Origin of the sequence: Streptococcus anginosus subsp. whileyi MAS624 (assembly GCF_000478925.1) — a bacterium.
In the GTDB taxonomy this organism is placed as follows: Bacteria; Bacillota; Bacilli; order Lactobacillales; family Streptococcaceae; genus Streptococcus; species Streptococcus whileyi.
The window spans coordinates 356,811-381,626 of record NZ_AP013072.1; the positions used below are offsets into that span (position 1 = coordinate 356,811).

General features: G+C 35.7%; 22 protein-coding genes and 6 pseudogenes. All 28 read left to right on the top strand.

Annotation, left to right across the window (positions count from 1 at the left end; translation table 11 throughout):
- Window positions 1-27: 27 nt before the first annotated feature.
- The 28 genes and pseudogenes from ANG_RS01945 to ANG_RS02075 all read left to right on the top strand — a co-directional run bounded on the left by ANG_RS01945 (window position 28) and on the right by ANG_RS02075 (window position 24,815).
- On the top strand, window positions 28-1,446 hold the full coding sequence (locus ANG_RS01945) for a C69 family dipeptidase (protein ID WP_003034010.1): 1,419 nt from the start codon (window positions 28-30) through the stop codon (window positions 1,444-1,446).
- Between the two features lie 225 nt (window positions 1,447-1,671).
- Entirely contained in the window at window positions 1,672-1,986 is a 315-nt protein-coding gene (gene trxA / locus ANG_RS01950) for a thioredoxin (protein WP_003032965.1), read from the top strand.
- An 836-nt stretch (window positions 1,987-2,822) separates the two neighbouring features.
- Window positions 2,823-3,128, top strand: a pseudogene (locus tag ANG_RS01955) (23S rRNA methyltransferase); the annotation flags it as partial.
- 18 nt (window positions 3,129-3,146) lie between these two features.
- Entirely contained in the window at window positions 3,147-3,428 is a 282-nt protein-coding gene (locus ANG_RS01960) for a CD1845 family protein (protein WP_020999853.1), read from the top strand.
- A gap of 75 nt (window positions 3,429-3,503) precedes the next feature.
- Window positions 3,504-3,983 (top strand): ClbS/DfsB family four-helix bundle protein, encoded by a 480-nt coding sequence (locus ANG_RS01965; protein WP_231847317.1) that lies wholly within the window; start codon window positions 3,504-3,506, stop codon window positions 3,981-3,983.
- A gap of 108 nt (window positions 3,984-4,091) precedes the next feature.
- On the top strand, window positions 4,092-4,871 hold the full coding sequence (locus tag ANG_RS01970; protein ID WP_003033989.1) for a replication initiator protein A: 780 nt from the start codon (window positions 4,092-4,094) through the stop codon (window positions 4,869-4,871).
- Window positions 4,868-5,719, top strand: a complete 852-nt coding sequence (locus ANG_RS01975; protein WP_025271587.1) for an ATP-binding protein — start codon at window positions 4,868-4,870, stop codon at window positions 5,717-5,719. The genes ANG_RS01970 and ANG_RS01975 overlap by 4 nt, the downstream gene beginning before the upstream one ends.
- On the top strand, window positions 5,716-6,201 hold the full coding sequence (locus ANG_RS01980; protein ID WP_003034039.1) for a PcfB family protein: 486 nt from the start codon (window positions 5,716-5,718) through the stop codon (window positions 6,199-6,201). Before ANG_RS01975 ends, ANG_RS01980 begins: the two co-directional genes overlap by 4 nt.
- A pseudogene (locus tag ANG_RS01985) lies at window positions 6,198-7,184 on the top strand (type IV secretory system conjugative DNA transfer family protein); the annotation flags it as partial. The gene ANG_RS01980 and the pseudogene ANG_RS01985, both read left to right, overlap by 4 nt.
- A 97-nt stretch (window positions 7,185-7,281) precedes the next feature.
- Window positions 7,282-9,129 (top strand): annotated as a pseudogene (locus ANG_RS01990) (DUF4368 domain-containing protein).
- A 98-nt stretch (window positions 9,130-9,227) separates the two neighbouring features.
- Window positions 9,228-9,821 carry a TetR/AcrR family transcriptional regulator gene (locus ANG_RS01995; RefSeq protein WP_020999669.1) on the top strand — a complete coding sequence of 198 codons (594 nt, stop codon included), beginning with the start codon at window positions 9,228-9,230 and terminating at the stop codon, window positions 9,819-9,821.
- 19 nt (window positions 9,822-9,840) lie between these two features.
- A complete protein-coding gene (locus ANG_RS02000; RefSeq protein WP_009525612.1) occupies window positions 9,841-10,428 on the top strand; it encodes an MptD family putative ECF transporter S component in 588 nt (195 codons plus the stop codon).
- A 19-nt stretch (window positions 10,429-10,447) separates the two neighbouring features.
- Window positions 10,448-11,149 (top strand): energy-coupling factor transporter transmembrane component T, encoded by a 702-nt coding sequence (locus tag ANG_RS02005; RefSeq protein ID WP_025271588.1) that lies wholly within the window; start codon window positions 10,448-10,450, stop codon window positions 11,147-11,149.
- Entirely contained in the window at window positions 11,142-12,536 is a 1,395-nt protein-coding gene (locus ANG_RS02010; RefSeq protein ID WP_020999667.1) for an ATP-binding cassette domain-containing protein, read from the top strand. Before ANG_RS02005 ends, ANG_RS02010 begins: the two co-directional genes overlap by 8 nt.
- Window positions 12,537-12,560: 24 nt before the next feature.
- Window positions 12,561-13,916, top strand: coding sequence for an MATE family efflux transporter (locus ANG_RS02015; RefSeq protein WP_020999666.1), 1,356 nt, complete (start codon window positions 12,561-12,563; stop codon window positions 13,914-13,916).
- Between the two features lie 285 nt (window positions 13,917-14,201).
- Complete coding sequence (locus ANG_RS02020; RefSeq protein ID WP_020999665.1) at window positions 14,202-14,618, top strand: sigma factor-like helix-turn-helix DNA-binding protein; 417 nt, start codon at window positions 14,202-14,204, stop codon at window positions 14,616-14,618.
- An 86-nt stretch (window positions 14,619-14,704) separates the two neighbouring features.
- Window positions 14,705-15,079: a hypothetical protein gene (locus ANG_RS02025; RefSeq protein ID WP_020999664.1), complete on the top strand. Its 375-nt coding sequence runs from the start codon at window positions 14,705-14,707 to the stop codon at window positions 15,077-15,079.
- A gap of 316 nt (window positions 15,080-15,395) precedes the next feature.
- A complete protein-coding gene (gene mobQ / locus ANG_RS02030) occupies window positions 15,396-17,036 on the top strand; it encodes a MobQ family relaxase (protein WP_020999663.1) in 1,641 nt (546 codons plus the stop codon).
- Window positions 17,037-17,117: 81 nt separating this feature from the next.
- Window positions 17,118-17,831 (top strand): hypothetical protein, encoded by a 714-nt coding sequence (locus ANG_RS02035; protein ID WP_020999662.1) that lies wholly within the window; start codon window positions 17,118-17,120, stop codon window positions 17,829-17,831.
- Window positions 17,832-18,006: 175 nt separating this feature from the next.
- Window positions 18,007-19,122 carry a PDDEXK nuclease domain-containing protein gene (locus ANG_RS02040; protein WP_025271589.1) on the top strand — a complete coding sequence of 372 codons (1,116 nt, stop codon included), beginning with the start codon at window positions 18,007-18,009 and terminating at the stop codon, window positions 19,120-19,122.
- A gap of 84 nt (window positions 19,123-19,206) precedes the next feature.
- A complete protein-coding gene (locus tag ANG_RS02045) occupies window positions 19,207-19,392 on the top strand; it encodes a transposon-encoded TnpW family protein (protein WP_009429691.1) in 186 nt (61 codons plus the stop codon).
- 11 nt (window positions 19,393-19,403) lie between these two features.
- Window positions 19,404-20,216: pseudogene (locus tag ANG_RS02050) on the top strand (VirD4-like conjugal transfer protein, CD1115 family); the annotation flags it as partial.
- Window positions 20,217-20,380: 164 nt separating this feature from the next.
- Window positions 20,381-20,692, top strand: a complete 312-nt coding sequence (locus ANG_RS02055; RefSeq protein ID WP_003034023.1) for a hypothetical protein — start codon at window positions 20,381-20,383, stop codon at window positions 20,690-20,692.
- A gap of 3 nt (window positions 20,693-20,695) precedes the next feature.
- Window positions 20,696-20,824, top strand: a pseudogene (locus ANG_RS10830) (Maff2 family mobile element protein); the annotation flags it as partial.
- A gap of 724 nt (window positions 20,825-21,548) precedes the next feature.
- On the top strand, window positions 21,549-23,408 hold the full coding sequence (gene ltrA / locus ANG_RS02065; protein ID WP_025271590.1) for a group II intron reverse transcriptase/maturase: 1,860 nt from the start codon (window positions 21,549-21,551) through the stop codon (window positions 23,406-23,408).
- 152 nt (window positions 23,409-23,560) lie between these two features.
- Window positions 23,561-23,659: pseudogene (locus ANG_RS10835) on the top strand (Maff2 family mobile element protein); the annotation flags it as partial.
- Window positions 23,660-23,670: 11 nt separating this feature from the next.
- Window positions 23,671-24,534 (top strand): VirB6/TrbL-like conjugal transfer protein, CD1112 family, encoded by an 864-nt coding sequence (locus tag ANG_RS02070; protein ID WP_025271591.1) that lies wholly within the window; start codon window positions 23,671-23,673, stop codon window positions 24,532-24,534.
- A 17-nt stretch (window positions 24,535-24,551) separates the two neighbouring features.
- Window positions 24,552-24,815, top strand: coding sequence for a hypothetical protein (locus ANG_RS02075; RefSeq protein ID WP_025271592.1), 264 nt, complete (start codon window positions 24,552-24,554; stop codon window positions 24,813-24,815).
- Window position 24,816 lies beyond the last annotated feature (1 nt).

Genomic DNA, 24,816 nt, shown 5'->3' on the forward strand with positions numbered 1-24,816 from the left:
AAGAAAGATTGAAAAGAGGAAATATTTATGAGACAAAAAGGAATACAAGATTCTTGTACAACGATTCTGGTTGGGAAAAAAGCGAGTTATGACGGTTCAACTATGATTGCACGTACAGAAGATTCACAAAATGGTGTATTTACGCCCAAGAAATTTATTGTTGTTAACCCAGAAGATCAGCCGCGGCATTACAAGTCTGTACTATCAAGCTTTGAGATAGATTTGCCGGACAATCCAGTTCGCTACACCAGTGTACCGGACGCTCTTGCAAAAGACGGGATTTGGGGTGAAGCTGGTATCAATGTTTACAATGTAGCCATGAGCGAGACAGAGACGATTACCACGAATAGCCGAGTGCTGGGAGCAGATCCTTTGGTGGTGACTGGTATCGGAGAAGAAGACATGCTGACCTTGGTGTTGCCTTATATCAAAACGGCGCGTGAGGGTGTGTTGCGTTTAGGGAAGATTCTTGAAGAATACGGCACCTATGAGTCAAACGGGATTGCCTTTTCTGACGTGGATGAAATCTGGTGGTTGGAGACAATTGGCGGACATCATTGGCTAGCTCGCCGTGTGCCAGATGACGCCTATGTGACTAATCCAAATCAGCTGGGAATGGATTATTTTGAGTTTGACAATCCAGAATATTTCCTCTGTGATCCTGATTTGAAAGACTTTATTCGTCGCAATAATTTGAATCTCAACTATGACGGGGAATCTTTCAATCCGCGCTATGCTTTTGGTAGCCAGCGTGATAAAGACCGCCATTACAATACACCGCGTGCTTGGGATATTCAACGTTTTCTCAATCCAGAAATCGAGCAAGACCCGCGCTCCTTTTTCCTTCCTTGGTGCCAAAAACCCTACCGCAAAATCACGGTTGAAGATGTCAAGTATGTCCTTAGCAGCCATTACCAAGACTCTCCTTATGATCCTTATGGCTTAGAAGGCACTCCTCACAGTCGGCGGACCTTCCGCACGATTGGGATTAACCGTACGGGTCAAACATCTATCTTACAGTTGAGACCCAATACACCGCAGGAAACGACGGGCATTCAATGGTTGTCCTATGGCTCTATGCCTTACAATACGGCGGTGCCTTTCTTTACCCAAGTCTCTACAACACCAGCCTACTTTGCCAACACGACGGACAAGGTTTCGACGGATTCCTTCTACTGGACCAATCGCTTAATTGCTGCTTTGGCTGATGCTCATTTTTCTAGTCATCTGGGAGATTTGGATGATTACCAAGAAACAACCATGGCTCTGGGGCATGAAATGCTGGGGCGCGTGGATTGTGCCTTGGAAAAGGGAGAAATAGTTGACTTTGAAGCAGAAAATCAAGCCCTAAGCGATAAGATTCAAGAAGCAACGGACCAACTTCTGAATAAAATCTTGCTAGACGCCAGCAATCTGATGACCAATCATTTTTCTTTGAGCGACTAACTCCGCAGAAGAACTTTTGCTTCGTAGTAAATTCTGCACCTACAAAAGATTTGTATCAAGCAATTTCCAACGGATAGAAGTTTATTTTTGGAATGATTGAACGCTAATCTGCGGAGGAGCTTTTCGCTCCGTAGCAAATATTTTGCAAATGCTTCCTTTTAGTGTAGAATGATGTCAAGAAATGAAATAGAGCGATGACATCGGTCATCGTCAGAGGAGAATAATATGGTAGCAGCAGTTACAGATGCAAACTTTGCAGAAAAAACAAAAGACGGACTTGTCCTCATTGACTTTTGGGCAGCATGGTGTGGTCCTTGCCGCATGCAGGCACCGATTTTGGAAAAATTAGCCGAAGAAGTGCATGAAGACGAATTGAAAATCTTCAAAATGGACGTGGACGCCAACCCAAATACACCAAGTGAATTTGGAATCATGTCAATCCCGACCCTCATCTTCAAAAAAGACGGGCAAGTGGTGAAGCAAGTTGTCGGTGTTCACACCAAAGAACAATTAAAAGCTATTGTAGCGGAATTGAGCTAAAAAAGAAAAGGCTTGAACGAAAGTTTCAAGCCTTTTCTCTTTTCAAGATTAGAAGAGTACTTTTGACGAAAATTCGTTTTCATCAGTCACTACCTTTTTGCTAATAGATCAATACACTAATCGGTGCTATAATGAGAATGAAGAAAGATTGTTTCAATCAGAAAGGGCGATTAAATCATGGGAACATTTGGAATAGTAGCTATATTCGCCATTGTTGTACTCTGATTCATTTGTATCTATCTTCTTTTCAAAGTTATCTTCAAAAAATAAAGTTAGAAGTTAAGTAGGAATAATTACAAACGAGACAATTTCATTTCGTCCGCGTGGCTGACAAGGCAAACTGATTGTCGTTCACTCCGTCCGCCCGGCGGACGAGATAAACTACTTTTGATTCATGCTGTCAGCCGGGCGGACGGAGTAAACCAAAAGTAAGGGAGACTTTCCGCCGGGCAGACGAAGCAAACAAAAAGTAGTTGAGGTCACCGCCGCGCTGACGGAAAAAGGAGAAGTCATTGAAACAGTCGCTTTAAGTGACAAGTAAAAAAGGAAAGAAGGAATTTATGAAGCAAGAAAAGCTCATTGGACTTAAACTTAGTAATCTTCCTTTCCGTGCTCAATAACAGCCGCAAGCACTATGCGGATATCCTTGCCCGTCGCAAGGGCAAAGAGCCTAAAGCAGAATTGGGTTAATTAAAAAATGAGGTTGGGACTTTTCCAACCTCATTGTATTACGCTTTTTTCCTTTTTCCCCAAACGCTTTTTTCTGCAACTGCAGTAAAGAGCGCATCCGTTGAGGAATTGAGCGCCGTTTCACAGGAATCTTGGATAACTCCAATGAGACGGTAGCGCTATTGTCCAAACTTAATGTTTATAAGCATATAGATGTTGAAATTAAGCTGGATGAGCTTGATTTGACAAGTGCTGAAAGTAAGGCGACCTATGCACAAATCAAAGAGTATATATTGGAAAAATTTAATTTAAAGGTTTCGACACTTTATATTGCACAGATTAAAAAGAAGTGTGGAATTGCACTTAGGGAGAATTATAATAAATCAAAAAAAGAGAAACAGGTTATTCCACAATGCACACCGGAAAAAGAGGAAGCTATCATGGATGCTTTAAAGCATTTTAAAATGATATAATAGAAAAGGAGGGTATTTATGAGATGGATAATAAAAATAATCTTGTTTCCAATTAGTTTGGTGTTAAGTATCTTCACATCATTTCTAACATTCCTGCTCGGCATAGGAACAACTATTCTTTATCTTTTGATGCTGATGTGTATAGTTGCTGCGATAGGCTCATTTATACAAAAAGATGTATCACTTGGTATAGAAGCTTTGGTATTAAGTTTTTTATTAAGCCCATACGGAATACCGATGGTTGGAGCAGCAGTTATAGCGTTCTTAGAAGGTATAAATAGAAAAATAAGGTCAGTTTAAATCAAAGGATTGATAAATCAGAAAGAAGGTGATTTTTTGCGAACATACGAAAATTAAGAAGAACTAAAAGCTGAGATAGAGAAAACATTTGAGAAATATATTTCAGAATTTGATAATATTCCAGAAAATTTAAAAGATAAGAGAGCTGATGAAGTTGATAGAACTCCAGCAGAAAACCTTGCTTATCAGGTTGGCTGGACCAACTTGGTTCTTAAATGGAAAGAAGATGAAAGAAATGGGCTTCAAGTAAAAACACCATCGGATAAATTTAAATGGAATCAACTTGGTGAATTATATCAGTGGTTCACGGATACCTACGCTCATTTATCTCTGCAAGAGTTGAAAGCAAAATTAAATGAAAATATTAATTCTATCTCTGCAATGATTGATTCGTTGAGTGAGGAAGAATTATTTGAACCGCATATGAGAAAGTGGGCTGATGAAGCGACTAAAACAGCGACTTGGGAAGTGTATAAGTTTATTCATGTAAATACGGTTGCACCTTTTGGAACTTTCAGAACTAAAATCAGAAAATGGAAGAAGATAGTATTATAAATTATATTTTTAACCTTAAAAAATTTCATAAAAATGGTTACCAAAGGCGATAGAAGAAAAAACTATCGTCTTTTTCTTTGCAAATTTTTAAGGAGAGGAGGTGAGGCGATGGACTTTGACTATTTCTATAATAGAGAAGCAGAAAGATTTAACTTTCTAAAAGTACCTGAAATATTGGTAGACGGAGAAGAATTTAAGGGACTGTCTGCTGAAGCAATTATCCTTTATTCTATGCTTTTGAAACGAACAGGAATGTCCTTTAAGAATAATTGGGTGGACAAGGAAGGCAGAGTATTTATCTATTTTACTGTTGAAGAAATTATGAGAAGAAGAAATATCTCAAAGCCGACAGCTATAAAAACATTAGATGAACTCGATATGAAAAAAGGAATCGGACTGATTGAAAGAGTAAGGCTTGGGCTTGGTAAGCCGAATGTCATATATGTTAAAGACTTTATGAGCATATTAGCGGTAAAAGAAAATGACTTTCAGAAGTCAGAAAACTTAACTTCAGAAGTAAAAGATTTTAACCTCAGAAGTAAAGAAAATGAACTTCAGGAAGTTCAAAATCTTGACTCTAACTATATAGAGAATAATAAGAGTAAGTATAGTAAGAGAGAATATAGTTTTGGTGAAAACGGGCTTGGAACATTTCAAAATGTATTTTTAACGGCAGAAGATATATCCGATTTACAAATCATAATGAACTCACAGCTTGATAATTACATTGAAAGATTATCTGCATATATCAAAAGCACCGGAAAGACCTATAAAGATCATAAAGCGACAATCCTTTCTTGGTTCTATAAAGATCAGGGGAAAAGCAAAGAAGTGAAAACATCAAATATCCCGACATGGGAAGAATATGATAAAGGAGAACACCTATGATGACAGAATTAGAAAAAGTAATGCTAGAGGATGTAGAGTATTCTTATGATCCTGAAAAAGAATATATCAAGGACGGACACGCATTTTGTAAAGTTTGTCATGAAAGAAAAGACGGAAAAGTGATGGAGTTCTTTGATAACAAGATGATATTTAAGATTTCTTGCAAATGCGATAGAGATAGAGATGCAAGAGAAAAAGAAAGACAAAAGCAGATGGAGATTGAACGATTAAAGAGTAGCTGCTTTAACTCGATTATTCAGTGGTCATACACATTTGAAAATTATCAGGGAGAAGAAAATCAAAGCTTGATCATTGCAAAGAACTTTGTAAAAAAATATGAGGAAATGAAAAAAGAAAATATCGGACTCCTTTTTTATGGCTCAGTAGGTAGCGGAAAGACCTATCTTGCCTGCTCCATTGCAAATAGCCTTATTGAACAGTATCGAATAAGCATTAAAATAAGAAATTTTTCACAGATTATCAATGAACTGCAAAAGGGAGGATTTGATTTTGACAAGAACGCATATATAGAATCGCTTGTGAATACGTCTGTTCTTATCTTGGATGATTTAGGAATTGAAAGAGATACAAGCTATGCTAAAGAGCAGGTATATAACATTGTGAATAACAGGTATTTAAAACAGAAACCGACTATTTTCACCACAAACCTTTCTTACGACACAATTGTAAATTGTACAGAAAGTGTGGAGTATCAGAGGATTTATTCACGAATTATAGAGATGTGTATTCCTGTTATGGTTGTAGGAGAAGATTTTAGAAAGGCTATTCAAAAGGATAAGCTTAACCGTAATAAAGACAGACTATTGAATGGAGGTGAGAGAAGTTGATCAATGAAGAAATAGCAAGAAAGACCTTAAATATGGAGATAAATGCTGGTAAAGTTACTGGAAAAGTTCTATTAAACTTATTAAAAAAATTGATGAAAGAAGCAGAGAAACTTGGAGGACTTGAAAAGCTGGTTAATGCTAACGGAAATGAAGTAAAGCTAAAAGATATGATTAAAAAGGGACAGCTTGAAGAAATTCCAGTGGAAGAAGCTGAGCTTAAAGAACTTAAAAAAGAGTTGAATAGATACGGTGTTAAATTTTCAGTGATGAAAAATAAAGAGACAGGTAAAAACTCTGTATTCTTTCAAGCTAAAGATATGAAGGTTATGGAGAAAGCCTTTAAACACGCCCTCTCAGAATCGGAAAAGAAAACGGAAAGGAAAGAGTCCATTCATAAGAATATTGAGAAGTTCAAAGAGATGGCAAAGAACTCTGTTTCAAAGGATAAAATCAAGAATAAACAAAAGGAGCAGAGCCTATGATAGATAAGATATTAAAGGACATCAGAGGCTTATTTAAGGTGCAGGATAAGGCGAAATTTGCAAAGCAAAACATTCCCTATCTTGCATTTTTCTATTTAGGAAATATCTTTTCCCATCATGTAAGAAGCTATGTTGGAGGAGATGTGATAGATAAAATATTTCAGGGGATATTAGAGCTTAACACAATGAGCTTTCTTCCGAGTATTCATCCGGCGGATATTTTAATAGGTATAGGAGTGGCTGCTTTAATCAAATTCATTGTCTATACAAAAGGAAAAAACGCTAAAAAGTTTAGGCAGGGAAAAGAGTATGGATCGGCAAGATGGGGAACGAAAAAAGATATAGAGCCATATATGGATGAAAAGTTTCAAAACAATATCCTACTTACGCAAACAGAACGATTAACCATGAATGGCAGACCGGCAAATCCAAAGTATGCAAGAAATAAAAATGTACTTGTAATCGGTGGTTCAGGAAGTGGAAAAACCCGATTTTATGTCAAACCTAACTTAATGCAGATGCACTCGTCATATTGCGTAACCGATCCGAAAGGAACGATAGTCCTTGAATGTGGAAAGATGCTTGAAGATAACGGCTATGAGATAAAAATCTTAAATACCATTAACTTCAAAAAGAGCATGAAGTACAATCCATTCGCTTATCTCAGAAGTGAAAAAGATATACTCAAATTAGTACAGACAATCATCGCAAACACTAAGGGAGAGGGTGAAAAAGCGGGGGAAGATTTTTGGGTCAAAGCCGAAAAACTCTACTATACAGCTCTGATTGGATATATCTTCTATGAAGCTCCAAAGGAAGAAAAGAATTTTGCAACACTCCTTGATATGATAGATGCTTCAGAAGTTAGAGAAGATGATGAAACCTATATGAATCCAATAGATAGACTCTTTGAAGCCTTAGAAAAAAGAGAGCCTACGCACTTTGCGGTGAAGCAATATAAAAAATATAAACTTGCTGCCGGAGTAATAGAATTAAGAAGAACACTTCATCACAATTTTAGTGAAAGATGTTTTGCTTAATTCTTTTTTTATTGAAGAATTTGAGCGAAAGGAGGTAATCGTGAGAAATTATGAGAAAATAACCGCTTTGTATGAGAGGTTAAGCCGAGATGATGAACTACAAGGCGAGAGCAATTCGATCGTCAATCAGAAGAAAATCCTTGAAGAATATGCAAGCAAAAATAATCTATTCAACAGCATTCATTTTACCGATGATGGAATCAGCGGAACACAGTTTGACAGACCGGGATTTATGGCAATGATGAACGGAGTTAATCAAGGAAATATCGGTTGTATCATCGTAAAGGATATGTCAAGACTTGGCAGAGATTACCTCAAAGTCGGTCAATGTATGGAGATATTAAGACAAAAGGGAGTAAGACTCATTGCCATAAACGACAATGTAGACAGCTTTTACAAAGACGATGATTTTACTCCTTTTCGAAACATTATGAATGAGTGGTATGCGAGAGATACCTCAAGGAAAATCAAGTCCACATTCAAAGCCAAAGGCGAAAGCGGAAAGCATACAGGAAGCAGTCCACCCTATGGATATATCAAAGACAAGGACGATAAAAATCAGTGGATTATCGACGAAAAAGCGGCAGAGGTTGTCCGAAGAATATTTCATCTGACAATGGACGGAAAAGGACCCTATGCCATTGCAAGGATATTAGAAGCCGACAAGATAGACATACCCGCCTATCATCAGCAGAAATTGGGATATGGACTACATCAAAGCAAAGTCTTTGAATATCCGTATCGTTGGTGCAGTTCCACGATTGCAAGTATCTTAAAGAAACAAGAATACTTAGGGCATACCGTCAACTTCAAAACCAGAAAGCATTTCAAAGACAAGAAAAGTAAATATGTATCCGAAGATAACTGGCTCATCTTTGAAAACACCCACGAACCGATTATCGACCAAGAAACCTTTGATAATGTGCAGAGAATACGAGGAAATGTCAAACGGTATCCTGACGGTTGGGGCGAATACCACCCCCTTACAGGACTGATGTATTGTGCCGATTGTGGCAGTAAAATGTATGTTCACAGAACGAGCAACTACAAGAATATCCCCTATTATACTTGCAGTGCCTACACAAAAATACCTTGCGGAACGCTTTGTCCCTCCGCTCACAGGATAAAAGCGGAAGTAGTCTTAAAGCTCATTCAAAGCACCCTACAAGACATTAAGAAAAGCCTTGATGAAGATAACGAAGCCTTTCTCCATTCCATTCAAAACGAAATGGAAGAAAGCGAAAAAATAGAAATGGAAAAGAAAAGGACAAGGCTCACAGATAGTACAAACAGGCTTCAGGAACTGGAACGTTTAATGTGTCGGATATACGAAGATATGATATTGGAGAAGATACCGAATACCCGATATGAAATCTTAAATAATCAGTATGAAACAGAGCAAAGAGAACTCAGCAAAGAAATCGATGGGTTGGAAAAAGCCATCAAGCGATACGAAAAAGAAACCAACAGAGCCAAAAAGTTTATCCGGTTGATTGAACGCTATGATAACTTTGATGAACTGACACCGACCATCATCAACGAGTTTGTAGAAAAAATCTTAGTCCACGAACGAGATCGAAAAGGCAGTCAAACCGCCAATCAGAAAGTAGAAATCTACTTCAACTTTATCGGGAACTATGAACCGCCGAAAGAAGAATTATCCGAAGAAGAAATGCAGAAATTAAGGGAGGAGGAAGAAAAAGAACGGGCAAGAAAAGACAGGCTTCATCAAAACTACTTGAAACGTAAAGCAAACGGCAAGCAAAAATAATATGAGGACAGATATAAGGCAAGGCGAGAGGAGAAAAAACAGGAAAAGCTAAAGAGTTTGAAAAGAACAGGGATACCAGTAAGTGAGTATAGAAAAATATTTAAAAAACAAAAATGATATACAATAGTTAGTTGACATTAACTATCATATAGTATATAATAAAAACCGACGACATTGTCGGTTTTTATTTGTTGAGTAGAAAAGAGGTCTTTAGCTTGAAAGAAGAAAAACAAAAAGTAGGACAAATCAAAAAAAAGAAAATTAGAGAAGCTGCAAAAAAATGTTTTTTAACAAAAGGCTTTCAAAGCACAACGATGGAAGATGTTATTACAGAGATAGGTATGAGTAGAGGGGGTGTTTATCATCATTATGCAAGTACAAATGAAATGCTTAAAGACTTAATGCTTGATGGTAATGATTATAGAAATAGCTTGATAAATGAGTATTTGGAAAATAATCGAGGCAAAGATAAATATCAGAAAATGGGTGATATTTTGGTTGATAAGTCACTGGCTGATACAGATTTGATGAGATTATATACGCTCCTTTTACAGGCAAAAAAATATAATGAGGATTTGGAAAAGTTGTATCAAGAATTGAAACTTAATACGACTAATGAGCTGAATTTAATCGCCAAGCAGCTTGGAATTAAAGCAGATATATTTGGTGACGGTTTTTTAGTGAATTATATCAATGGATTGATATTAAGTTCAGAAATTTTAGGTGCGAGAAAGTCTTATAGCGAGCATAAACGATATATAAAAGATACAATGATAAATTATATTGTTGATGTAGAAAAGAAAAATTAAAACAATTAGGAGGTTTCAAATGAGCAAACGATTAGAGGTAAAGGATTTAATCAATATAGGATTATTTTCCGTATTAGGATTCATATTTATGATGATTGGATCATTTTTAGCAATGGTTCCGGTTTTAATGCCGGTTGTCCCATTTGCACAGGGAGTTTTGGTAGGTCCTGTAAATATGCTATATTCTACCAAGATTAAAAAAAGAGGAATGATTTTTATTCAATCATTATTGATTGCATTGATATATGTTGCTATGGGACATGGACCTTGGGCATTATTAACGGCTGTTATCGCCGGTATTATTGCTGAAATAATTTTGAAATCAGGAGAATATACCAATGTAAAGAAAGCAAGATTGGCATTTTCAATTGCTCCTCTTTGCACGTTAGGAAATTGGCTTCCAATTTTTATATCAAGAAATGAATATATTAAGCAAATGTTAGAACAAGGATACGATCAAGAGTTCATTGATAAGATGCTTAGTGTTATGCCAAATTGGATTATTGTTGTAATGGCAATAGTAGGAATTATCGGTGCATATATAGGTTGTAGCATTGGAATGGCATTTCTAAAAAAACACTTCAAAAAAACCGGTATGGAAAAATAAGATTTCATGGAGAGTTAGGATGATAATCAAACTTGATTTTCGTACAAAACTTTTTATGACGATAGTTCTTTCATATGTGATGGTATTAGGCAATATTCAAACAAAGTATTTCGTGCAAGCCATTTTAATATCCACAATTCCGATAATACTTTTAATTAACGCAAAATATATAAGAGTAGCTATTATTGGAGTGGCTACTCTTTTGTTTGTTTATGCTGCTGATAAATTTCTGATAGGGCTTAATTACAATCCTGTGGTTGCAATTTTATTGATAATAGTGATGGTTATTAAAAAAATTCTCCCCGCATTTTTGATGGGGAGATATACCATACTTACATCAAATGTTGGAGAAAGCATTTACTCATTAAAAAAAATGAAATGTCCTGATGAAATAGCCATTCCCTTGACGGTAATGGTACGTTTCTTTTATGCTGCAAGGATTGATTATAGTCATATAAAAAAAGCTATGCGTTTGAGAGGATTGACGCTTAAAAAGTTAATAAAGAGTCCGATTTTATTATTTGAATATAGATTTGTGCCATTATTGATGTGCCTGTCAAAAGCAGCAGATGATTTGACGGTATCAGCTATGACGAAAGGGTTGGCTGTAAATCAAAAGAGGACAAGTATTAGTGAAACATATATGGGACTTATGGATTATATATTTTTCTCAATAATGGTATGGATAATCTATCTGTATATGAGGGGGAAATATGCTTGAATTACAAAATTTAACAGTGAGTTTTGACGGTGAAAGCATATTGAAAAATATAAATATGATTTTCAAACCCGGTGAAGTAACCGTCATTACAGGACATTCAGGAACAGGAAAAAGTAGCTTACTAAAAGTTATTAATGGAATTATTCCGGAATACAATAATGCAGAATTAGAAGGAGATATTGTATTTAACGGAAAATCACTGTTTGGCTTGACGATATTGGAACGATCTAAATTTATATCCACAGTGTTTCAAAATCCTAAAACACAATTTTATTGTATCAATTCAACCGATGAACTGGCTTTTCAGTTAGAAAATAGAAACATAAGCAAAGGTTTGATTTTAGATAAAATTCAGTATTATTCAGAGGTTTTAGGTACAAAAGAATTATTGGACAGAAATATTTTTGAATTATCCGGAGGCGAAAAGCAGTTGATTGCAGTAACAGCTTGCGGGATTTCTGAAAATGAAATTATCTTGTTGGATGAACCCTCATCTTCCTTAGATCAGGTTGCAATAGAGCATTTACAGAATGCCATTATGGAACTGAAAAAAAGAAAGAAAATTATCATCATTGTGGAGCATAGATTGTTTTATCTGAAAGATATGCTTGATAAATTGTGTGTGATAGAAAATGGAACTTATAAAGAATACACAAAAGAGCAGTTTTGTGATGATTTCTTTGAACAGGTTTCTGAAAAACACAATCTAAGGAGTTTTAATGCGATTTCTAAAAACAATTTTTTAAGCAGGAAATATAAGCAAGTAGAAGTGTTAAAGAAAAATTCTTCAGATCTTGATTGTAAAGCATTGTCTTGTTTGAATTTCAAAAAAAAATATGAAAGAAAGGAAATCTTTGACTTCAGTATTGCCTTTGAATCCGGTATTAATTTCATCATTGGTCAAAATGGTGTTGGGAAAAGCACTTTTATCAATTTGTTGATGGGGCTGACAAGAGGAATAGGAGAGGTGTTTTATAACGGAGTAAAAGTAAAAAAACGATGTGAAAATATTTTTGCGATTATGCAAGATGTTAATTATCAACTTTTTACAGAATCTGTATGGCAAGAAATTTCAACTATTACTAAAGAGGATGAATTAAAAAATGAAATTTTGAGGATGGTAGACTTATTTGATAAAAAAGAAATGCACCCAAATTCATTATCAGGAGGTGAAAAGCAACGATTATTACTTGCTATGTCAATGCTGAGCAGGAAGCCCATCATAATTTTCGATGAACCGACAAGTGGATTATGTAAAAGGCAGATGGATATTTTGATTGGATTTCTTAATAAAATGACCGAACAAGGAAAGATAATTATCATAATCACACACGATTATGAATTTATAGATAGATGTAACGGAAAAGTATATGAGTTTGTGAAATAAATATAGGTAAAGGAGAATGATACGATGAAAGAAGATATGAAAACACAACTATTAACCAAAAGTCCTAAAGAACTGTTATTTAAGTTGGCAATTCCCGGAATAATCGGGATGATTGTCATAGGATTGTATCCATTTATGGATGGTGTGTTTGCAGGATGGCTCATTGGTGATTATGCTATGTCAGCCATTAGTGTATCTATGTCCTTAACGATTATAAATGGAGGAATATCGGCATTGATTGGAGTCGGCAGTGCCTCAATACTATCAAGAGCAATCGGAAAGGGCGATAAAGAAACGACAGATAAAATATTCGGGAATTTTTGTTACTGGGTAATATTTTTTTCTGTAATTATCACGATATTGGGTTTGGTTTTTGCACCTCATTTTTTAGATTTGGTAGGAGCTAAAGGAAATATTAAAGAACTTGGTGTGAGATATTTAAGAATAGTTTTCTTTGGCTCTATATTTGTGAATTTTGCTCAAGCGGGAAATATGACAATGCGTGGCGAAGGTGCATTAAAGCAATCAATGATGATTATGGGAGCGGGAGCTATATTAAACATTATTTTAGATCCTATTTTTATGAAGTTGATGGGTGAATATGCGATTGAAGGTGCAGCTATTGCAACTGTAATATCTCAAATTGTACAAGCAATATTGACATTCCACTATTTTTCAAAGAAAAGTGCTTTTGTAGGGATCCATAAAATTCAAAAATACAAGGCAATTTATAGCGAAATGTTCAGTATAGGAAGTTCAGCAATGATGATGCAAATTTTATTTGCAGTACAGCAAACATTTTTGTTTAAGCAAGCCTTTGCGTATGGAGGAGATGATTGGGGAATTTTGATGTCTGCTACAATGCGATTATATATGTTTTCCTTTATTCCACTGTGGGGTATGAGTCAAGGCTTACAACCTGTTATTGGAGCTAATTTCGGAGCAAAACAATACGGAAGAGTAAAAGATACGATGAAGATTTTTATGTATGGTGCAACAATTCTTGCAGCAGCTTCATGGATACCATCAATGTTTTGCTCAGAAAAATTACTATCATTATTCAGTGTGAGAAGGGAGATTATTGAAGTTGGTGTTGTAAATTTTAAGATGTTTTATTCTACATTCATCTTATATGGAATTATGATTATGACACTTACATTTTTCCAATCCATAGGAGATGGGAAAAAAGCAGGCATGATTGTAATGCTTAGACAGTTAGTTTTATTTATTCCTGCAATATTACTATTTCCAAAGGCATTTGGAGCGTCAGCAGTTTGGTGGACAGAACCTATCGTAGACTTTAGTATGATTATGTTTGGGCTGTTTTTAATGCTTAATGAACTTAGGAAAATGGGAAAACAACAAATTACAAAAAGTTAGGTAGCTCAAAAGACAAAAGAAAAAATGAGAAAGGTTTGATGTATGAACATTATTTAACTATAAGGGATGGGTGATTAAGATGAAAAAATCTTTATATACAAAAGAAATAAATAATAAAAATTTCTATTTGCCTTATAGTTGTCTATTCTCTCAAACAATTAAATACATCTAAAGAAAAGGTAAACTCTTTTCAATTCAGAGGACATTTTACGCCAAAGTGTAGAAGTCCTCCTTTTTTTATTCTCAAAAAGCAAAAACAGAGAGCAGAAAAAGGAGGATAGCACAATGGGTAAAAAAGAATATTACATCTATGTTAGAGGGAAAGCTGTACCTGTAAGTGAAGAAGTCTACAAAGCCTATTGGAAGATAACAGAGCATGAAAAATATCTCCAAAGAAAAGATTGGAAGTATAATGTACTTCCCTTTTCTGTATTTGATTATGACGGACATTTTATAGATAACATCGTAGATGAAAGCATTGATATTGAAAAAATTGTAGAAGTAAAAATGCAAATCGAAGAACTGAATAAGGCATTAAATTCTCTTACAGAAGAAGAAAGGGACATCATTACTGCCATATTTTTCAGAGAGGAGAGTTTACGGTCTATCGGAGAAAGAAAAAACAGAAGCTATCAGGCAATCGGAAAAAGGAGGGATAAGATTTTAGAGAAATTAAGAAAACTTTTAGAAGATAAATTCTAAAAAATGCTGAAAGGTTAAGTATCAAAGAAAGGTGCTTAGCCTTTCTTTGTTTGGAACGCAACAATATTGAAATGGAGGAAATTAAAATGAAAGAGTTAGAAAAAGCGATTGATCAATTGAAAAAAGAAAACGACAAAATAGAAAAGGCACAAAACAGAGCAAAGTTACTCAATCAAAAGATAAACAAACTTAAAAGGAATGCTGAAACAAAAAGAAAGGTACAAAAAGGTGGAGTATTTGAAGCCTTTGAAAGAGAAATTACAGGTATGCAGGAAGAAACAAATAATGATTTAATCTATGCCTTTTTAGATTATGTGCTTTCCGATAATCGAAATAGAGAAAAGCTAAAAGAACTTACAGAAATTCATTTAAGAGAAAAAGGGAGTGTCTTTGAAGAAAACTTAAATATTGAAGATGAAAATATAGAAGATGATTTTGAAGAAATTACAGATGAAGAATAGGTAAGATATAAAAATGAATATGGAAATTGGGATATGGCAGAGTGAGAAATAGTTTAACACTTTGCTTTTTTGTGGATTTGAAAATCTACAAAAAGCAAAGTTCACAGGGGACTAAGGGGGAGTAGCCCCCTTGAACAAATAAAAATGCTTTAGCGTTTTTGTTTCCTTAGCGGAGCTAATAGCTTTCCGCAGGAACGCAAAGCACCGAATGTAGTCGGTGTATCTTTGCGCCCTTTGAAAAAGGGAGCGAAGATACCACCTGAACATTAGGATAGCAAAATTCCAAAATTGAAAACAGACAAAGGAGAAAAAGACAATGGAAATCAAAAGTTTGCATACCCATGTAGATATTGTGGCAAGGTCAAAAGGAGCAAGCGTGATTGCAAAAGCTGCATATAATGCAAGAGATAAGCTACAAGATGAATACTATGGAAAAACACATGACTATTCTAAAAAAACAGACCTTGTATTCTCAAAAATATTCTTGCCGGAACATATCCCAAAAGAGTTTTCTAATAGAGAATACCTATGGAATGAAGTTGAGAAAATCGAAAAAAGTAAAAATTCACAACTTGCAAGAAATCTACTCTTTGAACTGCCAAGAGAATTAAATGAAGAAGATAGAATAAAACTCATCAGTGAGTTTATAGAAGAAAACTTTACTTCTAAAGGTATGATAGCAGACTGTAATATTCATAATCCGCCGGCAAGCGATCATGAAGAACAACCACACGCCCATATCTTACTTACCCTAAGAGAAATGGATAGGGAGGGAAAATGGAAACCGAAATGCAGAAAAGAATATATCCTTGATGAAAATGGAGAAAAGATAAAACTGAAAAGCGGAAACTATAAATCAAGAAAAGTAAATCTGAATGATTGGAACGAACCTGACAAAGCAAAAGAGTGGAGAGAAAACTTTTCAAAGAAAGCAAACGAATATTTAGCAAGGAACAACATAGATAAAAGGATAGATCCACGCACCTTTGAAGAACAAGGCAGAGAAGAACTTCCGCAAATCCATTTAGGAACAAGCAGTTACCAAATGGAGAAAAAAGGCATACAGACAGAAAGAGGAAACCAAAACAGAAAAATCATTGCCTTGAATTTAGAATTTAAGAAATTAAAAGAGGAGCTATCCAAACTTACATCTTGGATAGGTTCGTTACTTGGAAGTCTGCAAGTAAAATATGAGCAGTACAAACAGGAGAAGAAAGAAGAATATGAGAACAAAGCGGAACTCTTTAATCTCTATGAGTACATCAGTATTTATTATGACTTACAGGGAGAAAAAGCAAGAAAGTTAAACCCCTATGCAAGCAACAAAAAGATAGGAGCAGACCTAAGACGATTTTCAAAGGCAAGGATATATCTGAAAGACAACAATCTTAAAACCATAGCCGACCTACAAGAAAAGATAAGCACGTTACAATCCCAAAATAAGAAGATTAGTCAAGACATCAAGGCGAAAACCACAAGAATAGAAAACTTAAATAAATGCTTTATCTATGCAGACATCATCAAGGATAACAAACAAGTCTTTGAGGAATGGAACAGTAAATCCCTATTCAAAGACAGCTTTTACAATTCCCATAAAGATGAGATAGATAAATACAAAAGAGCAAGGGCAATCCTTGAAAAGATAACAGGTTCATCGGCTATCAAGATAAAGGACTGGAAAAAAGAAATCCAAAGCCTTGAAAGTGAAATATCGAAACTCAACAGACAATCACAATCAATCAAAGAAGAGTACGAAAGTATCAACCATATCAAGTATGCAGTCAAAACGGTCAATGAGGATTATGGCATAGACCTATCCATTGAGATTGACAAGGCAATTAAGAGAGGAGAAAAACCAAGTGTCATTGCACAGATTAAGAAATATCAGGAGCAACAAGAAGCCTACGAAAAACGAAAGGAAAGGACAAAGGACTATTACAGGAAGGACGAAAGATGAAGTCCCGAAATGGGATAACATCGTAAATAGGATAAGCAGACGCACTGTTTCGGTGCATAAGAGGAACGAAAGGAGAGAAAAATGGCAGATAAAAGAATGTTTTCACTAAAGATAGTAGATAGCGATTTATTTTTAGATATGCCCCTCAGTAGCCAATGCCTGTACTTTCACTTGTCAATGAGAGCAGATGATGACGGCTTTGTAAATAACCCCAAGAAAATCATCAAAATTATCGGAGCGAATGAAGATGACCTGAAAATACTTATTGCCAAAGGCTTTGTGATTGTCTTTGAACAAGGAATTATCGTCATTACCCATTGGAAAATCAACAACTTTATCCGTAAAGACAGATATAAACCGACCTTATATGAAAACGAGGTGCAGAGCCTATCCCAAACTAAAAACGGAATGTATATCAAAGAGGTTGGTTGTCATTTGGTTGACCAAAGGTTGACAAGTGGTCAACCCAGTATAGATAAGGGTAGATTAGATAAGGTTAGTATAGATAAGGGGAGAGAAGAAAGCACCCCGCCCCCTAATTCAAAAAAATATGGAGAATATCAAAACATTATCCTTACAGACGAACAATATAAGGCATTACAAGAAAAGCTACAAAGTCATACCGACACGATGATTGAAAAACTGTCAAGGTATATCAAGAGTACCGGAAAGACATATCAAGACCACTATGTAACTATCCTTAATTGGTATGAACAGGATAAAGAAAAACTATCACAGAAAAAGACCGGCAAGATTCCAACTTTTGAAGATTATGACAAGGGGGAACATTTATAGCTATCATACAAGGCGGTGTAAAGGCATTTTTAGAGCGTTAAGACTAAAAGAGGTATCAAAGTGTACCTAAGATAAAAATTAAGCTTTAAAACTCAACTTGAAGGAAATTAGCAGATGAAAAATATTGATAGGTTTGGTATAATTAAATATTATTATGAGTGAGGAGGTATGACCTTTGGATAATAAAGAGCTGTCTATCACAAGTGATAGTGAGTATAAAAAGCTATTGTCAGAGTTAAAAGAGAAAGTAAGAAGTAGCCAACTTAAAGCTGCAATAAAGGTAAATTATGAGTTGTTAGATTTATATTGGACTTTGGGAGAATACATTGTAAAAAATAAAGAACAACATTCATGGGGAGATGCCTTTATAAAATCGTTAGCTAAAGATTTACAAAAAGAATTTCCTGATATGAAAGGTTTTTCTGAAACAAATATTAAGTATATCAGAAGATGGTATTCATTTTATATAAAAGGGCTACAAGGTGTAGCCAAAATAGAAAATAACGACAGAAATTCAAAAGGACTACAGCCTGTAGCCCAATTTGATGAAAGAGTTATCAACCATATTAAACAGATACCTTGGGGACATAATCAAAGGATAATAAATAAGTGCAAGACCATTGATGAAGCCATCTATTATGTTGATAAAACTATTGAGAACGGATGGAGTAGGAATGTACTTGTACATCAAATTGAAAGTGGATTATATGGCAGGGAAGGAAAATCTATAACAAACTTTGAAAAAAGGTTACCCGCTTTGCAATCAGATCTTGCAAGACAGACATTAAAAGATCCATATAATTTTGATTTTCTTACCATTCGTGAAGGATATGATGAAAGGGAACTTCAAAAAGAACTGGTTGATAAGATTTCTGATTTTTTACTTGAACTTGGCGAGGGATTTGCCTACATAGGCAAAGAATATCACATAAATATAAATGGGGATGATTTTTATATTGATTTACTGTTTTACAATTTGAAACTCCATTCTTACATTGTTATAGAACTGAAAGCGGAGAAGTTTAAGCCGGAACATTTAGGACAGCTTAATTTCTATGTAACAGCAGTGAATAGAGAGCTAAAAACTGATAGAGATAATGCTACGATTGGACTTCTTATTTGCAAAGATAAAAACGATGTCGTTTGTGAATATTCATTAGAACAAATATCGCAACCTATAGGTATAAGCAAATATGAGATTACTAAATTACTTGAAGCAGAATATAAGAGCAGTTTGCCGAGTATTGAAGAAATAGAGAAAAAGATCAAAGAAATAGATACGGATAATTAAAAACATCAAAAAAATGAATAAATATTGGCTAATGACGATTGGAAAAAATCACTAATCGTCATTTTTTATTGCAAAGGAGAGAATATGCAAGAAAAAAGAAATGAACAAACTACAGGAACAAAGACGATAAAGAAGATTGGAAAGACCACTTATGAGGTGATTGTCCATTTTAATGATAAAAGCAGTGAAACTATGCAGGATAAACTAAAAAGGATAATGTTGAGGGAATTTCGGAGAAAATCGGACGAAAAAAAAGATGATTTTGATTAAAAAGTCCTTGACAAGTAGCAACAGGAAAAACAGCAAAATCTATTCTTATTTCTTGTGGTGCAAGGCTTGCTCCCTTTGATATTCAGGAACTTCGGGAATTGATGAAAGAAGATGAACTTGAGCTTGATACACTGGGGGATAGAAAGACAGCACTCTTTGTTATTATCTCCGATACCGATGATACCTTTAACTTTGTAGTGTCCATTATGTATTCTCAGTTATTTAATCTCTTGTGTGATAAGGCGGATGATGTGTATGGCGGTAGACTTCCTGTTCATGTAAGATGCCTCCTTGATGAGTTTGCAAATATTGGTTTAATCCCAAAGTTTGAGAAGTTAATTGCAACCATCAGAAGTAGAGAAATTTCAGCAAGTATTATCTTACAGACTCAGTCGCAGCTAAAGGCAATATATAAGGACAATGCTGATACAATCGTAGGTAACTGTGATAGTACCTTGTTTCTTGGTGGCAAGGAGAAAACTACGCTAAAAGAATTGTCTGAAACACTGGGAAAAGAAACTATCGATCTGTATAACACGTCGGAAACAAGGTCAAATCAAAAGAGCTTTGGTTTAAACTATCAAAAGACTGGTAAGGAACTGATGAGTCAAGATGAGATTACTGTAATGGACGGTGGTAAATGTATCTTTCAGCTTAGAGGTGTCAGACCATTTCTATCAGACAAATTCGATATTACAAAGCACAAGAATTATAAGCTCCTTGAGGATTATGACAAGAAGAATTTGTTTGACATAGAAAGCTATATGAAGCGAAAAGGAAAAGCAAAATTAAATAGAGAAACGGTTATTACAAGAATGCAGTAAGTCTTAAAAAGATTTGCTGTTTTTTTATTCAAAATCAGGAGGCAAGATGATAAGGATCAGAAGTCCCACTTAAACGAAAACTAAATAGTAAGAGTATCAGCGATTGGAAAAGTAATACTTCTGGTCGCTTTTTTTATTGAAATGAAAAGGAGAAATTTAAAAAGATGAAACAAGAAATGATTAACATCAACGCCAACTTAGTGGCGGAACCAACTTTTTCAAACTTTGAAAAAGATGGAGAAATGGTAGAAGTTGCAAACTTCACGCTTGTAAAAAAGTACGGAAAGGGAAAGGAGTACATCAACTGTGCAGCCTATGGAGAAAAAGCAGAGAAGGCAAAAGCCTTTGAGAAAGGCGATTTGATTCATATCTTCGGCTACTTTAAGAAGCGTGAAAAAGAGGGAAAGACTTACAAAAACTTTGTAGTGAAGTCATATAACAAGATTGAAAAGAAAGAAGAAAACGAGGAGGAATAACTTATGGCATTTTTTACACAGGCAGTTAATGTATTAAAGATTTTGGTTATGGCAGTAGGTGCAGGACTTGGAGCATGGGGCGTCATCAATCTTATGGAAGGTTACGGTAACGACAATCGTGCGACACGTTCATAAGTGAAAAGCTTATGCACTAAGTCGAAGGACTAAAAGTTCAAAACTTAGGAGAACTGACAATCTGATAGGTAGAATGACGGGGTAACGCCCTGAAATGCCTACACTGATACTCCGATTGGCAATGAATATTAGACTGTTTCATTGTCAAAAGCTCGGTGAAGTCGGCAGAGAGCAGCCGTAAGACTGATAATAACATCAGACACGAAAGCTGTCCAGAGGTGGACGGTGCTGCCTATATGCCGGGTGTCGAATACGCATGGTGAGAATGTGTATACCAAAGCACTGACGTACTTCCGAATGTACAGGTCTAAACGTTTGAATTTGCCTAACGGCAATTCCCATCAAAGATGGGGTGTTTGTGGATGAGTAAGAATGGTTGTTATGAAAATCCATATATCGTTACAGGCGATATGGCGAAAGCTAAACACAGGCTTAGAGGAAGAACCTAAACGTATTCAAAGATAAGATTGTCGGAACGTGGTAAACTGGGAACATGGAAGCAGTCTAATGCTAATGAAGTGTTGAATGGGAAAATGACTGTAAAAACAGCATATAACCGTTCTTTATCTTGGTGAAAGCGGTGGCACAGTACCTATGAAGCGAAAATAATAAGTTCGTGGAGGGATAGCCACCAGTCACAGGAAAGTACAAGAACTGAAATTAAGACAAACACAGCTTCGAGTATGACAAAGAAAATCAAATCCGAAAGGAGATGGTGACTGTGTCCACTTCGAAACAAACACTGAAACAAAGCAAAATCCGTTATACGGAATACTATGACTTGCAAAAAGTCCTTGATGATTTATATGAAGATAGCAGTAAGAATAAAGTATTTTCAAATTTAATGGAGCTGATAACTTCAAGAGAAAATATTAAACTCGCTTATCGTAGTATCAAAGGGAACAAAGGCAGTCATACAGCCGGAGTAGATGGCAGAACAATAAAACATCTATCAAGGCTAAATGAAGAAGAATACATTTCTCTCATACAAAAACAGTTTCATTGGTATAAACCACGCCCTGTAAAGAGAGTGGAGATACTAAAGCCTAATGGGAAAATAAGACCTTTAGGAATACCGACTATTGTAGACAGAATTGTACAACAATGTATCTTGCAAATATTGGAGCCGATATGTGAAGCCAAGTTTCATGACAGTTCCTATGGGTTTCGACCTAACAGGAGTACGGAACATGCAATCGCAGAATGTGCAAGACTAATGCAGATACAGCACTTACACTATGTGGTTGATATTGATATACAAGGATTTTTCGATAACGTATATCATGCAAAGCTCATAAGGCAGCTTTGGAATTTGGGAATCCAAGACAAAAAGTTACTTTGTATCATTAAGGAAATGCTGAAAGCAGATATTGTTATGCCCGATAAAGAGGTAATTACACCAACAAAGGGAACACCACAAGGCGGAATATTATCACCGCTACTATCTAATGTAGTCTTGAACGAATTAGATTGGTGGGTGTCCTCCCAGTGGCTGACAATGCCCACTCATTATCCATATAAACAGAGAACGAACAGTCAAGGAACAGAGATAAAAAGCCATACCTACAGAGCTTTAAGAACAAGCAACCTAAAAGAAATATACATTGTAAGGTATGCCGATGATTTCAAGATATTTTGCCGTAATTACTACGATGCAAAAAGAACCTATCAGGCAGTTACAAAATGGTTGCAAGACAGATTAAAACTAAATGTAAGTGAAGAAAAATCTAAAATAACAAATCTAAAACAAAGGTACTCGGAGTTCTTAGGCTTCAAGCTTAAGGTTAAACCAAAAGGCAAAAAGTTTGTTGTACAGTCGCATATAAGTGATAAGGCACTGAAAAATGCAAAAGAAGACATTTCTAAATGTGTTGCGGATATAAAAAGACCTGCAAATGAAAAGGAGCAGTACGAAGCAATAGCCAAGTATAATGCCACTGTTTCAGGCTTGCATAATTATTACCAAATAGCAACAAACGTGAGTTTGGACTTTACTAAAATAGCCTTTCACATTAAAAAGCAGATGAACAATAGACTTGATATTAAAACCAGTGGAACACTAAACAAAGGATTTATCAAAGAAAAATATGGAAAAAGTAAACAGCTTCGCTTCCTTAATGGACATCCGCTAATTCCAGTGGGATATATCAGGACAAAGGACGCAAAACACAAGAAAAAGGTTGTAAATAAATACACTGTAAAGGGTAGAGCTTTCATTCATAAAAATCTACAAATTGATGTAGATACACTTGTCTGGCTGATGAAACACCCTGTGCTTGATAAAAGTATAGAGTTTGCAGACAACAGAATCTCGCTCTTTGCAGCTCAATATGGCAGATGTGGAGTAACAGGTATAAAACTTACACCAAACGATATACATTGCCATCACAAGATACCGCTTGAACAAGGCGGTACAGACAGTTACAGCAACTTAATTCTTGTTACAGAAGCAGTTCATATACTCATCCATGCAACAAAAGAAGATACAATCCAAAAATATATAAAAGAGCTTGGCTTGACAAACAAGCAGATTGAGAAATGTAATAAGCTTAGAAAAATGGCAGAATTGCCACTAATTTAGAGAAAAAATAATTTGTTACGAAGTGTGTAAGTCTTAGCTGAAACGTGAAAATCTTTCTTGTGATGGAACGCCGTGTGCGGTGAAAGTCGCATGCACGGTGTGAAGTGGGGGAAAATCCGGAGATAACATCAAAGGATTACCTATCACTATCCGGAGCAAAATCGCAAGGAATAAAGCAGCTGATGGCAGGTGGAGGTATTGTCATTATTGGGCTTAAACTTATCCCACTTCTTGCCAATGTCTTAAAGTAAGGAGATAGCCTATGTTTGGAATATTCGACAAGATAGAAGAATTCTTTAAGGAACTTCTACTGGGCGGTATCCAAGCGAACTTAGAGTCCATGTTTCTTGACATCAACGATAAAGTTGGTGCGGTTGCAACAGATGTAGGTAAAACGCCTATGGGGTGGAACGGAGATGTATTTGCCTTTATCAAAAGCATTAACGATTCCGTTATCATTCCAATAGCGGGACTAATCATCACAGCAGTTCTTTGTATCGAGCTTATCAATATGGTAATGCAAAAGAACAATATGCACGATACAGATACCTTTGAATTTTTCAAGTACATCATCAAGATGTGGATTGCTGTATGGTTAGTATCCCATGCCTTTGAGTTTTCAATGGCAGTTTTTGATGTGGCACAGCACATGGTAAATAAGGCGGCAGGGGTGATAAATACCTCTGCCACCGTTTCCGGAGATCAGATAGTGGCAATGATGGATACCCTAAAAGAAAAGGGGCTTGGAGAACTTGTCATGATTCTCTTTGAAACCTCACTCATCAAGGTTGCTATACAGGTAATATCCGTTGTGATTATGCTTGTAGTTTACGGAAGAATGTTTGAGATTTATGTTTACTCATCGGTTTCAGCCATTCCATTTGCCACAATGGGAAACAAAGAGTGGGGACAGATTGGAACAAACTACATCAAAGGACTATTTGCACTTGGATTACAAGGCCTCTTTTTAATGGTTTGTCTTGGAATATACGCAGTATTAGTTAAGACAATACAAATAACAGATATACACACAAGTACCTTTACTATACTTGGATATGCGGTTTTGCTGGGGTTAATGATGCTAAAGAGCGGAACACTGGCCAAAAGCGTATTAAATGCACACTAAAAGAAAGGAAGGGCAATATGAACAAAAGAAAAACAGTATTTATAGCAGTAGCAGTTGGAACAGGTATTTTGGCGGTGATGGATAGAATCAGGCTTCATAATAAGGTGGAAGAATTGGAAGAAAAAACAGAGGACATTGGTTGCTGCCATAACGATTTTTACCTAATGCAGCAAAGATACAATAAAAGCATAGATGAGCAGATTGAAAATATTCAGGAAGAAATCGGCTCTGTATATGAACACTTTGAGGAGCTGTCAAAGGGTAAAGAAGATGGGAGGTAAG